Origin of the sequence: Pseudomonas sp. P9_2 (assembly GCF_034008255.1) — a bacterium.
Lineage (GTDB): Bacteria > Pseudomonadota > Gammaproteobacteria > Pseudomonadales > Pseudomonadaceae > Aquipseudomonas > Aquipseudomonas synxantha_A.
The window spans coordinates 4,278,390-4,291,255 of sequence record NZ_CP125376.1; the positions used below are offsets into that span (position 1 = coordinate 4,278,390).

Here is a 12,866-nt window from a genome sequence, read left to right on the forward strand (position 1 = left end):
AACAACCATCTGCAATCCCTCGCACTGTTTGATCAGGCGAGGGACTTTGCAGAGGTTTTCAGGGCGGGGGAGTAGAGCTTATCCGGCGCTTGCGTGGGAAGTTTCAGCAACCTTGTCGCGCAGCACCAGGCTGCACAGCGCCGGCAGGAACAACAGCGTCAACACCGTGCCCACCAACACGCCGCCAATCAGCACATAGGCCAGCGACGACCAGAACACTGACAGCGTCAGCGGAATAAACGCCAGCGCCGCTGCCAGTGCGGTGAGGATTACCGGGCGCGCACGGCGCACTGTGGCTTCGATGATGGCCTCGCGAATCGCCATGCCGTGATCCTGGTTCTGGCGGATCTGGTCGGTAAAGATCAGTGTGTTGCGCATCAGGATGCCGCCGATGCCGATCAGCCCGAGAATCGCGTTGAAACCGAATGGCTGGTTGAACAGCAACAAGGTCGGCACTGCACCGATCAGGCCCAGAGGCGCGGTAGCGAACACCATGAACATCACGCCGAACGAGCGCACCTGGAACATGATCACCGTGAGGGTCAGCAGGATCATGATCGGGAACAGCGCCGCCAGGGCCACGTTGGCCTTGGCGCTTTCCTCTACCGGGCCGCCGATGTCGATTTTGTAACCACTGGGCAGCTTGGCGATCAGCGGTTGCAGGTCTTTGTACACGGCCATTTCCACATCGGGCGGTTGCACGCCGTCGATGATGTCGGCGCGCACTTCCACGGTGGTGGCGCGGTCACGGCGCTTGAGGATAGGTTCTTCCATCACCGCCTTGAAATGCCCGACCTGGCCCAGCGGCACCGACGTACCGGCGCTGTTGGTCAGCGTCATGTTATTGAGGTTGGCAAGGTCTTCGCGTTGGCTGCCCTGGGCGCGGGCCACCACTGAGACGGTGCGGTTGCCTTCGCGGACTTCGGTGATCGGGTTGCCGCTGAGCAGGGCGTTCAGCTGGGACTTGACCTCGTCGGGGGTAAAACCCAGCAAGCGCAGGCGATCCTGGTCCAGCACCAGGCGATAAGCGCTGGCACGCTCGCCCCATTCGAGGAAGGTGTCTCTGGTCAGCTTGTTGCCGGCCACGACCTGGCGCACGTCTTCAGACAGCCCGCGCAGCACATTCAGGTCTGGCCCGGAGACGCGAAACACCACCGGGAACGGCACCGGCGGGCCGAAGACGAGCTGTGTGACCCGAACCCGCGCCGATGGAAATTCGCCTGCCGCAATGCGCTCGCGCATACGCAGTTTCAGCGCGTCACGGGCGTGGGAGTCGGGGGTTTGCACGATCAGCTTGGCGAACGCCGGGTCGGGCATTTCAGGGTTCAACGACAGGAAAAACCGCGGTGCACCGCCGCCCACATAGGTGTCCACCATGCTGGTCTGCGGCTCTTGCAACAGGGCTTTCTCCACCTGCGCTGCCACCGCTTCGGTGCTTTTAAATGCGCTGCCGGGTGGCATATACACTTCAAGAATCAGCTCCGAGCGGTCGGAGTCGGGGAAGAACTGTTTCTTCACCACCGCCATACCCAGGCCGCACAGCACGAACGCGGCCACCACCAGCCCGGTTACCAGCCAGCGCCGGCGCACGCAGGCCTCCACCAGGCTGCGCAGTTTCTGGTAGTAGCGCCCGGCATAAATCGCATCATGCCCGCCGGGGACTGGCTTGATGTGCGGCAACAACTTCACGCCCAGGTAAGGCGTAAACACCACGGCCACCAGCCAGGATGAAATCAGCGCGAAACCTACGATCCAGAAAATATTCCCGGCGTACTCGCCCGCCCCGGAGCGCGCAAACCCTACCGGGAGAAAACCGATGATGGTGACCAGGGTCCCGGTCAGCATCGGCGCCGCCGTGGAACTCCAGGCGTAGGTGGCCGCGTGGATCCGATCAAAGCCTTCTTCGAGTTTGACCACCATCATCTCGATGGCAATGATCGCGTCGTCCACCAACAGGCCCAGGGAGATGATCAGTGCGCCGAGGGTCACGCGGTCGAATTCACGGCCGGTGACCAGCATGATCACGAACACGATCGAGAGCGTCAGCGGCACGGCTGCCGCCACCACCAGCCCCACGCGAAAGCCCAGGGCCAGCAGGCTGATCAGCATCACCACGGCCAGGGCGACGAAGAACTTGAGCATGAACTCGTTGACCGCCAGGCTGATGTTTTTCGCCTGGTCGGAGACTTTGGCGAAGTTCACGCCCAAGGGCAGGTCGGCCTGGATCCTGGCTTCCTGGGCCAGCAGGCTCTTGTCCAGTTCCAGGCCGTTCCAGTGTTTTTCCATGATCACGCCCAGCATCAGCGCGGGGTCGCCCTGGTGACGGATGCGGTAGCTGGGCGGGTCTTCATATCCGCGGCTCACGGTGGCGACATCGGCGATGCGCAGCACACGGCCATTGACTTGCAGCGGTACGTTTTCGATCAGCGCGAGGCTGTCGAAGGCGCCGTCGATGCGGATGTAGGCACGGGCGCCGGCGGTTTCGACGAAGCCTGCGGGCGCCACGGCGTTTTGCGCGGCGAGGGCGGCGAAGATTTGCTCGGGCTTGATGCCCAGAGTTGCCAGGCGCTCATAGGAAAACTCCACAAACACGCGCTGGGCCTGCTCGCCAAGGATATTGACCTTCTTTACCCCCGGCAGGTTGAGCAAGCCCTGGCGCAGTTCCTCGGCCATTTGTACTTGTTGGCGGTGGGGCAGGTGGTCTGCCTCCAGGGCATACAAGGCGAAATACACATCGGAATATTCATCGTTGAAAAACGGCCCGATCACGCCCTTGGGCAGTTGCGCGGCTTCGTCGCTGAGCTTTTTGCGTGTCTGGTAGAACAGCGCCTGGATCTCGCTCGGGCGTGTGGATTCGAGGAAGGTCATGCGCATCGACACGAAACCCGGCTGGGCGATGGTCTCGACGCGGTCGTAGTAGTCCAGTTCCTGCAGGCGTTTTTCCAGGCGGTCGGCCACTTGCTCCTGCATCTCCTGGGCGGTGGCGCCGGGCCAGGCGGCGGTGACGGTCATGACCTTGACGGTGAACGAGGGGTCTTCGGCGCGGCCCAGCTTGCCGAACGCGAAGACCCCGGCGACGAGGATCGCAATCAGCAAAAACAGGGTGACTGCGCGGTGTTTGACGGCCAGTTCGGAGAGGTTGATCCCGCGCATACTTATTGATCCTGCTTACGGTTGAGGGCCAGCGCCTGGGCGGGCAGCAAGCGCACCGTATCGCCGCTGTGCAACAGGTGAGCGCCGAGGGCGACGATGGTTTGGCCGGGTGTTACGCCGCTGTCGAGCAAGGCGTCCTCCTGGCCGAGGCTGGCGACCTTCACCGGGGCGAAGCTGAGCTTGAAATCGTCGCCAATCACCCATACGCCCGTGCCTTGCCCCGCATCCTGCAAGGCGCCAATGGGCACGCGGGTTTGCAGGGGCTGGCCGTTGCCTTGCAGGCGCACGGTGATGGTGGAACCGAGGGCGAAACGTTCGACCGGGCCATGCAGCACATAACGTGCGCGATAGGTGCGGGTGACGGGGTCGGCGCTGGCGGACAGTTCGCGCAGGGTGGCGGTCACCGCCTGGTCCGCTGCGCCAAAGGGAAACGCCAGGGCTTTTTGCGCAGCCAGGTCACGCTGGTTCTCTGGCAGGTTGACGATGGCTTCGCGGGCGCCGTCATGGGCCAGGCGCGCCACGATTTGCCCTTCGGCTACCACCTGGCCGCGATCGGCCAGCACGTCGGTGATGATGCCGTCGCCATCGGCCTTGAGTACTGAATAAGTGCGGCGGTTTTCGATCTGGCTGGCATCCGATTGCGCCGCGGCCAGTTCGGCCTGGGCGACGCGCAGGTTAGTGGCCGACTGATCGAAGATCTGCCGCGACACCGCGCCGGTACTGGCCAGGCGCTGGTAACGGTTTTCGTCATCACGGCGCTGGCGCAGTTGGGCCTGGGCGGCGTTGACGCGGTTTTTTGCCGAGCGCAGCGCCAGTTCGAAGTCGCCGATGTCCAGCACCAACAGGGTGTCGCCACGGGAGACATGCTGGCCGGGGTCGACCTTGCGTTCGATCACCTTGCCGCTGACCCGAAAGCCCAGGTTGCTTTCAGTGCGTGCCGCCACCACACCGGTATAGGCGCTTTGCTGGGTGCCGGCTGCTTCGACTTTGGCCGCCAGCACCGGGCGCGAGGCCGGCACTTGGGCGGCGCTGTCGGCCTTGCTGTTACAACCACTGAGGACCACCAGCAGAGCCAGGGGCGTGAGAAGGCGCAGGGGGAGAGGGGGCATGACGAACTCCAGGGTGACCATAGGGCAAAAAATTATGGACATAATTTTTCACTCATATTATGGTCGAAATATAAATTAATCCAGCCCCCGGATATTCCCCATGACAAACGCCCCGGCACCGTCACGCAGCCTGTTGTTCTTGCTGGTTGCCCTCACTGCATTGGGTGAAGTCTCGACACAACTGATCATCCCGGGTCTGGGTGCCATCGAGCGGGCGCTGCTGGCGCCGCAAGGCTCGGCACTGATGGCGCTGTCGGCGTTCGTTGCTGCGTTTGGCCTGGGGCAGCTGCTGTTCGGGCCGCTGTCGGACCGCATCGGCCGGCGGCCGGTCTTGATCGCAGGCCTGGCACTGTACGTTGTGGCGACGCTGTCGATGCTGCTGGTCACCGACATCCAGCAATTTATCGCCGCCCGTGTGCTGCAAGGCCTTGGCGCGTGCGCCGCGTTGGTACTGGCGCGCACCGCCGTGCGCGATGTGTGGAAAGCCGAGGCGGGCCCGGCGCTGGCACTGACCATGATCGGCATGTTGTATGCCATCGTCGTTGCGCCCATAGCCGGGGGCTTGCTGATCAAAATGCTCGGCTGGCAGGCACCCATCGCCCTCGCGCTGGTGATCGGCAGCCTGGTGTTACTGCTGGCGCTGCTGTTCTTTCGCGAGAGCAACCATCACCTCGACCCTGGGGCCGCCCACTGGCGCACCCTCGGCGGGCAGTATCTGGATTTGCTCAAGGGTCGCCAGTATCGTGCTTACGCGGTGGCTCTGGCGTGTACCTACGGCGCGATGTTTGCGGTGATCGCCGGTTCATCGGCGGTGTTTATCAATCTGCTGGGTTTCAGCAGCCTGGAGTACGGTCTCAACTTCGGGCTGATCGTGTCGATGCTGATCGTCGGCTCCACCTATACCCGCCGTAACATTCAACGCCTGGGGCCGCAGCGCATTGTGGCGATGGGTGTGACGATGGTGGCGGTTGGCGGGGTTGCAGCCCTGGCGATCTACGGGTTGTTCGGGCTCTCGGTAGTGGGACTGGATATTCCCATCGCCCTGGTTACGCTTGGCGGCGGCCTGGTGCTGCCCGGTTCCGTTACCGGGGCTGTGATGCCCAATGCGCACCGTGCGGGTTTGGCCGCCGGGTTGATGGGTTTTGCGCAGATGTTCGGCGCCACATGCAGCGGGTTGCTGCTGAGCCAGCTGCGCGATGGTAGTGCCACGCCGATGATCATTATCCAGGCCGGGTTTGCATTGTCGGCGCTGGTTGCCTTTCAGCTGCTGCGCCAACGTCAGATTAAAACACTGTCCTATATATAGAACGATCAGGGCCAGTTTTGCCGGCTAGTGCTCAAGGGTGAGGCGATTTATGGTGTACTCACTTTGGAGGTACATCATGAAAAAGCTAATTGGTATCTACACCAGCCCCCGCGCCCACTGGGTCGGCGATGGTTTCCCGGTACGCACGCTGTTTTCCTACGACACCATGGGCAAGCACATCAGCCCATTCCTGTTGCTGGATCACGCAGGCCCGGCTGAATTCACCCCGACTGAACAGCGTCGCGGCGTCGGCCAACACCCGCATCGCGGTTTTGAAACCGTGACCATCGTCTACGACGGCGAAGTCGAGCACCGCGATTCCACCGGTGCCGGCGGCAAAATCGGCCCGGGCGATGTGCAATGGATGACTGCAGCCAAGGGCATTCTCCACGAGGAATTTCACTCCCAGGCTTTCGCCCGTAGGGGCGGGGCGCTGGAAATGGTGCAACTGTGGGTCAACCTGCCGGCCAAGGACAAAATGGCGGATGCCGGTTACCAGACCATCGTGGATGGCGATATCCCGGTGCTGCCATTGGCTGACGACGCGGGGCAATTGCGCCTGATCGCCGGTGAATTCGCCGGTACTCAGGGCCCGGCCCGCACCTTTACGCCGATTGACGTGTGGGACTTGCGCCTCAACGCCGGTAAAGCGGTCACGCTGGACCTGCACGCCGGGCGCAACACGGCCTTGGTGATCCTCAGCGGCACTGTGCTGGTCAACGGCAAAGAAGTCGCGCGCCAAGGGCAACTGGCGTTGTTCGAGCGTGACGGTGATCAGATCACCCTGGAGTCCAATGACGACGCCAAGGTGTTGCTGCTCAGCGGCGAACCCATCGACGAGCCCATCGTTGGCCACGGTCCGTTCGTGATGAACACCGAGCAGGAGATTCACCAGGCGTTCGCCGACTTCCAGTCGGGCAAGTTCGGGCAGATGCACGCCTGACGGTTCACCGCAAAAAACCTGTAGGAGCGAGCTTGCTCGCGAAGAACTTCAACATACTGCGTTCAATCAGACAGAACGCGTTATCGTTGTGGCTTTTCGCGAGCAAGCTCGCTCCTACATTTTGTTCCCAGGGTTCTTATTTCATGCGATCTTCTCGGCATTCGCCCTGGAGTAGCCTGGATGCCCTCATTTATCGCTGATCACCCGATGTTGTGCGCCCTGGCGTTGATCCTTATCGACATTGCCGTGTGGCGCCTTATTTCCCCCAGCCTGGCCAATTGGAAACTGGCGGCGCGGCTGGTGATCTTTGCGGTATTCAGTGCCGTGTTGTTCAACGACGGCATGAACCCCATGCAAGCGGCGCCCTATGCCGACGACACTACCTTGCACCTCGCCGCCACGGCGTTGCAGATCGGTTGGTGGCTGTTCGCGGCGCGCACCCTTACGGTGTTGCTCGGCGCAGTGATGATGCAGCGGGTCGGCCATACCGGACGTTTATTGCAGGACCTGCTGGGCGCGGTGATTTTCCTGATCGCGATCATCGCCGCCATGGCCTATGTGCTCGACCTGCCGGTCAAGGGCGTGCTGGCCACCTCCGGTGCCGTGGCGATCATCGTCGGCCTCGCGCTGCAAAGCACCTTGAGCGATGTGTTTTCCGGGATCGTCCTCAATACCACCAAGCCTTACCAGATCGATGACTGGATCTCCATCGACGGTACTGAAGGCCGCGTCACCGACATCGACTGGCGCGCCACGCGCTTGCAAACGTCCCAGGGCAGCCTGGCGGTGATCCCCAATTCCCTGGCGGCCAAAGCCAAGATCATCAACTTTTCGCGCCCGGCAGACATGTTCGGCCTGGCGGTCAGCCTGCAAGTCAGCCCCCATGCGCGCCCGCAAACCGTGATCGAGGCCCTGGAGCGTGCGATGCAGGGTTGCCGGCCACTGCTGGCCAAGCCCGCCCCAAGCGTGGCGTTCAAGGCCTCCACCAGCGGCGGCGTGGAATATGAAATCAGTGGGTTTGTGCCGGCCATGGGCCTCAAGCGTGAAACACGCAACCAGCTTTACGACCTGGCCTATCGGCATTTGCAGGCGGCAGGTGTGGGGCTGTTGTCCTCCACCGAAGGCAGCACCCCGCCATCCGTGTCCGGCGCCCGCGCTCTGCTTGAGCGCTCGTCGATCTTCTCCACCTTGCGTCAGGAAGAAAAAGACACCTTCAGCCAGAACATGACCCTGCACACCTACCGCGCTGGTGAGATGATCCTGGCGGCAGGGGAGGTCAGCGATCACCTGTTCATCATCGAGTCTGGCGTGGTTTCGGTGCTGTTGATCAAGGACGGGCACAAGTTCGAGGCCGGGCGCATGGGGCCGGGGGAGGTGATCGGTGAGTCCGGCATCCTTTCCGACCAGGCGGCACTGGCGGATTTTTCGGCCAAGACCTACTGCACGCTGTACCGCATCGAAAATGAATACCTCAAGCCGTGCCTGGACGCCCGGCATGATATCGGCGAAGCCATGAAAGCGCTGCTGGATTTCCGTCGCCATGCCGCCCAGGCCCTGACCGAAGACGTACCCGTGGTGCCGGTCAAGAAGGGCTTCATCCAGTGGTTGAGGAGCCGTGGCCTGTAGATTGGTCACCTGTTCTTCGCCCGGATTGGCTATTTCTCCAGAACGCTGCGCTGATTACTCTGCGCACCTGTCCCAACGTTCTGGAGTCTCATCATGCAAACCCGTACCGATTTCTACACCGCCTCCCCCGACGCGATGAAAGCCATGCTCGCCCTGGAAGCGGCGGTGGGCAAACTCTCCATCGAATTGCCACTGCTGGAACTGGTGCGCCTGCGCGTCTCGCAAATCAACGGCTGCGCGTTCTGCCTCGACATGCACACCGCCGATGCGCGCAAAGGCGGCGAGACCGAGCGGCGCCTGTACACCCTGTCGGCCTGGCGCGAAACGCCATTTTTCACCCCACGTGAACGCGCCGCCCTGGCCTGGGCCGAAAGCCTGACCCTGCTCAGCCACACCCACGCCCCGGATGAAGACTTCAACGCCCTGGCCGCCGAATTCAGCCCACAGGAACAAGTCGACCTGAGCGTGGCCATCGCCACCATCAACAGCTGGAATCGCCTGGCGGTGGGGTTTCGCAAGATGCCCAAGTAAGGCATCAGTTGGCTTTGAAATAACCACGCGGGGTGCTGCCGGTCATGCCTTTGAAAAAGGCGATCAACGCACTGTCGCTGGCAAAGCCCAGTTCAAAGGCGCAGTAGCCCAGGCTGCGCCCGGTGGCGAGCAGTTCGATCACCCGCATCAGTCGCCACTGTTGGCGCCACTGCTGATACCCCAGGCCGGTTTCCTTGAGGAAAATCCGGCCAATGGTCTTGGTGCTGGCGCCAATGTGCTGCTCCAGTTCCTGCAATGTCGGTGGCAAGCGGTCGAGTTGGGCCAGCAAGGGTGCCAGGCGCTTGTCTTGCGGCAACGGCAGGAGCAGGGGCTGCTCGACCGCATGGCGGATTTCGTCCAGGCACAGGCCAAGCAAGTGGGCATAGCGGCCGGTGTGCCAATCGGTCTCGAAGGGTGCCATAGCCATCGGTTCCAGTACGGCCCGCAGCAAGGTACTCACTTGGATCACGCGCACCTGCGCGGGTAACTGCCCGGCCAGGGCCGCGCTCACGTATACAGACCGGTAATCGACTGCGTGCTGCATCACCGCGCGATGAGGCAGGCCGCAAGGTATCCAGGCAGCGCGGGTGGGCGGCAGCAGACACAGCTGGGTGTCCAGCGTGATGCGCGTGCAACCTTGCTGGGTGAACAGCAACTGCCCGCGCTGGTGGCGATGCATGCCGGAGTCGTGATTGCCCAGCACCGCAGCGATGCCGATCACGGGAGCGGCAAACGCGTCGGGATTGAAAGACGCAGTCGCTTCGAGCCAAGCCATGGGTTGTCCGATTTCATGGATAAAATGTCGAAGTCTGGATAATACCCCAGTTGGCGCGCCCTAGAATTCGTCCATTGTTTTTATGGATGGACCTGGTGATGAAGTCTGGAAATTTGCTGATGCTGACGATGGCCTTGCTGATGTTCCCGCAATTGGCCCAGACCCTGTACAGCCCGGCCCTGGGCGATATCGGCCGGGTGTTCGCGGTCGAGCCTGAGCGGGCGGGGCAGACACTGTCGGTGTACTTCCTGGCCTTCGCTTTTGGTGTGGTGGTATGGGGGCGCTTGAGCGATCGTTGGGGGCGGCGGCCCGTGATGCTGATCGGGCTTGGGGTTTATGCAGGCGCCTCGGCGCTGGCCTTGAATGTGACCACATTCAGCGGTTTGTTGCTGGCCCAGGCGTGCGCTGCTTTCGGTGCGGCGGTGGGGTCGGTGGTCACCCAGACTGTGTTGCGTGACCGGTTCCACGGTGCTGGACTGGCCCAGGTGTTTTCGCTGATGGGCATTGCGCTGGCGGCCAGCCCCGCCATCGGGTTATTCAGCGGTGCAAGCCTGGTGGAGTGCTTTGGCTATCGCGGCGTGCTTGGCACGTTGCTGGTGCTCGCGCTGGGGTTGTGGGCCTGGTGCCTGTGGGCCCTGCCGGAAACACGCCCGGCATCGTTGCCCACGGCCGCCCTTGGCCAGACACTCGGATTGATGCTCAAGGATGCCGGAATCTGGCGCTCGGTCGGATTGGTGGCAGCCTTCAATATTGCGCTGTTCAGCTATTACAGCGTGGGCCCGTTTATCTTCGCGCAACTGGGGCGCTCCACTGCCGAGTTCGGCTACAGCGGCGTGCTGCTGGCGTTGGGGTCCGGCCTGGGAGCGTGGCTGAACAAAGCCTTGCTCAAGCGTGGTATGGACAGCGATCAGTTGGTGTTCGTCGCTGCTGCAGTGGCGGTGGTGGGGAGCCTGCTGGTACTGGCCCTGCAACACAGCTGGTTATTGGTATGGCCGATGTTGCTGGTGGTGCTGGCATTCGGCATGGCGATACCCAACGTGCTCGGCGGCGCGTTAGTCGACTACCGCGATCGCCTCGGCACTGCCGCCGCCTTGTTTGGCTTGCTGTATTACCTGGTGATTGGTGGCGGGCTGACCCTGGTGGCATGGACCCAGGACCTTGGCTGGAGCCTGTTGGTATGCAGCTTGGCGGCGTTGTGGCTGGCAACGCCGCGGGTCTTCAGAAGTTGACCGATGCACTCAAGCGCGCCGTCAGCGGTGCGCCCTGGAACAGGTAGTCATCGCCCATGTACTCGCCTGCGTCGCGCCAGTAGCGCTTGTCGAACAGGTTGTCGACGCTCAGGCGAAACACCGTCTCGTACCCATCGACCTTGGTGGTGTAACGGCTGCCGACATTGACCACCGCGTAATCGCCTACCTGTACATTACCGGTGCGATTGGCGTATTTCCTGGCGCTGTATTGCACGCCGCCCAGTACCGCCAGGCCATTGACCCACGGCAAGGCATAGTCGGCGTACAGGCTGGCGCGCAGCTTGGGTACGTTGATCGCCTGGTGGCCTTCATAGTCCGGCGTGCCGCTGCCGCTGACCCGCGCTCGAATCGCTGCCACGCTGGTTGCGATTTGCAGGCGGTCGGTGGCCCAGCCGTTGGCGGACAGTTCCAGGCCGGTGTTCTTCTGCTCGCCTTGCTGCAGGTAGGTGAAACCGTCACCTTCGGGCTTGGCGTATTGGTAAGCCTGGCGCGTCTGGAACACGGCGGCGGCAAAACTGATGCGGCGCCAGTCGTATTTAACCCCGGCTTCGATCTGGCGCGAGACGGTGGGGGCGAGTGTTTCATCCTGGTTTTTTGCGAACCACGGCGCCGTGCCGCCCAGTGACAGGCCCTTGCTGTAGCTGGTGTACAGCGAAACGTTGTCCACTGGTTTGTAGATCAGCGAGGCCTGGGGCAGGAACACGTATTGTTGGGTGTGGCGTGTCTGGTTGCCGGTGACGCCGTCAAAGGCTTTTTCATCCAGGCGTACTTCACGGCCACCGAGGATGGTTTGCCATTGCTCGTTGAATCGAATGCGGTCAGTGACGAACAGGCCGTATTGGCGGCTGTCGAGGTTGCGGTGGCTGTCGTTCAGCGGTTTGTCGGTAGGGGGAAAACTCGGAACTCGTTCGTCGATATTGGCGGTGCCGATAAATTCGTTGACCGACTTGCGTTTGTCGATCACCCGGCGAAAGGCGCTGGTGCCAAACGTCAGTTCGTGGCCTATGCTGCCGGTGTCGAACAGGCCGGTCATGGCCGCCTGGATTTCATCGTCGCGGCGAGTGTCGTCAGGGCTGCGGTAATCGTAGACGTCGTAATTGCCTTCGGGGCTGAAGTAGTTCGGTACGCTTGTTGAACTGCAACTGGCCGACCCGTAGCAGCCCCACGCAAACGAGCTGTAATCGTCAATCACCACCTTGCTGTGCGCCGCACTGATATTACCTTTCCACTGGTCGCTGAAACGGTACTCGAACTTGCCGTTGAGGTTCAGCGAATCAATCCCCACCTGCTTGCCGCCGGTCTGGTGCCCCAGCAGCTTTTTCGGCGAGGCGTCATGGGGCACCTGCGTACCGCCCAACAGTTGATACCCCGGTACCGAACGTTGTTGCTTGTTCTGGTACTCGGCATCCAGTTGCAGCACGGCGTCGGGGCTGATGTTCCAGTCAAAGGCCAGGGATACGAAATCACGCTGGCCATTGGCGTGTTCCACATAGGAATTGAGGTCTTCATGGGCGACGTTGGCACGCAGGCCGAACTGCTGCTCGCTGCCAAACCAGCCGCCGACATCGGTGGCGATATAACCGCTGCCGCGATCATCGGTAGACACTGTTACCGAACGCACATCTTCCGGCCGCTTGGTCACGTAGTTGATCACGCCACTGGGCTCGGAAATGCCGCTCTGCAAACCGGCCAGGCCCTTGAGCACTTCCACCTGCTGCTTGTTTTCCAGAGCGACGTTCTGCTCGCCGGTGATGGTGCGCCCATTGATCTTGTAGCTGCTGGCCGCATTCAGCGAGAAGCCGCGCACCACGAAGTTTTCGTAATAGCCGATGGGCGCGTAACTGTCGCCCACCGAGGCATCGTTGCGCAGTACTTCACTGAGCAAGCGTGCCTGCTGGTTCTTGATCAAGGCTGCGTTGATCACCGTGATCGAGGCCGGAGTGTCGAGCAATGGTGCTTCGTCAAAACCGCCCACCGAAGCGGTTTCATTGCGGTAACCGGACTCATCCAGGCCCTGGACCTTCACCGCCGGCAATTGGATCTCGGCGGCCAGGCTGCTGCCGATGCCGCCACTGAGCAGCAGGCCAAGGGCAAAACGTGAAGTGACGACGGGTCGAAAACGCAGAACCATGGGCAGGGCCTTAAACGCAGGGCGGGGGGGCGCATAAGCTAG

General features: G+C 62.0%; 9 protein-coding genes. 5 read left to right on the top strand and 4 right to left on the bottom strand.

The features are described 5' to 3' along the window. Window positions 1–78: 78 nt before the first annotated feature. Complete coding sequence (locus tag QMK52_RS19180) at window positions 79–3,153, bottom strand: efflux RND transporter permease subunit (RefSeq protein WP_005788966.1); 3,075 nt, start codon at window positions 3,151–3,153, stop codon at window positions 79–81. Between the two features lie 2 nt (window positions 3,154–3,155). Next, a complete protein-coding gene (locus tag QMK52_RS19185; protein WP_320403254.1) occupies window positions 3,156–4,262 on the bottom strand; it encodes an efflux RND transporter periplasmic adaptor subunit in 1,107 nt (368 codons plus the stop codon). 100 nt (window positions 4,263–4,362) lie between these two features. Between QMK52_RS19185 and QMK52_RS19190 the strand changes: the two genes are divergently transcribed. The 4 genes from QMK52_RS19190 (at window position 4,363) to QMK52_RS19205 (ending at window position 8,668) form a co-directional block, all read left to right on the top strand. After that, window positions 4,363–5,568 (top strand): multidrug effflux MFS transporter, encoded by a 1,206-nt coding sequence (locus tag QMK52_RS19190; RefSeq protein WP_194438521.1) that lies wholly within the window; start codon window positions 4,363–4,365, stop codon window positions 5,566–5,568. Window positions 5,569–5,644: 76 nt separating this feature from the next. Beyond that, complete coding sequence (locus QMK52_RS19195; RefSeq protein ID WP_005788958.1) at window positions 5,645–6,511, top strand: pirin family protein; 867 nt, start codon at window positions 5,645–5,647, stop codon at window positions 6,509–6,511. Between the two features lie 180 nt (window positions 6,512–6,691). Next, the gene (locus QMK52_RS19200) at window positions 6,692–8,137 is read left to right on the top strand and encodes a mechanosensitive ion channel family protein (RefSeq protein ID WP_005788956.1); all 1,446 of its coding nucleotides are present in this window, start codon (window positions 6,692–6,694) and stop codon (window positions 8,135–8,137) included. 93 nt (window positions 8,138–8,230) lie between these two features. Beyond that, a complete protein-coding gene (locus QMK52_RS19205) occupies window positions 8,231–8,668 on the top strand; it encodes a carboxymuconolactone decarboxylase family protein (RefSeq protein WP_005788953.1) in 438 nt (145 codons plus the stop codon). Window positions 8,669–8,672: 4 nt separating this feature from the next. Here the strand turns inward: QMK52_RS19205 and QMK52_RS19210 are convergent, their stop codons facing one another. Continuing rightward, a complete protein-coding gene (locus QMK52_RS19210; RefSeq protein ID WP_078821164.1) occupies window positions 8,673–9,443 on the bottom strand; it encodes an AraC family transcriptional regulator in 771 nt (256 codons plus the stop codon). Between the two features lie 98 nt (window positions 9,444–9,541). On the opposite strand from QMK52_RS19210, the gene QMK52_RS19215 reads away from it, so the two are divergent. Continuing rightward, window positions 9,542–10,672, top strand: a complete 1,131-nt coding sequence (locus QMK52_RS19215; protein WP_320403255.1) for an MFS transporter — start codon at window positions 9,542–9,544, stop codon at window positions 10,670–10,672. On the opposite strand, the gene QMK52_RS19220 is transcribed toward QMK52_RS19215, so the two are convergent. Beyond that, a complete protein-coding gene (locus QMK52_RS19220; RefSeq protein ID WP_320403256.1) occupies window positions 10,662–12,824 on the bottom strand; it encodes a TonB-dependent siderophore receptor in 2,163 nt (720 codons plus the stop codon). The two genes, QMK52_RS19215 and QMK52_RS19220, sit on opposite strands and share 11 nt — an antisense overlap. Between the last annotated feature and the right edge of the window lie 42 nt (window positions 12,825–12,866).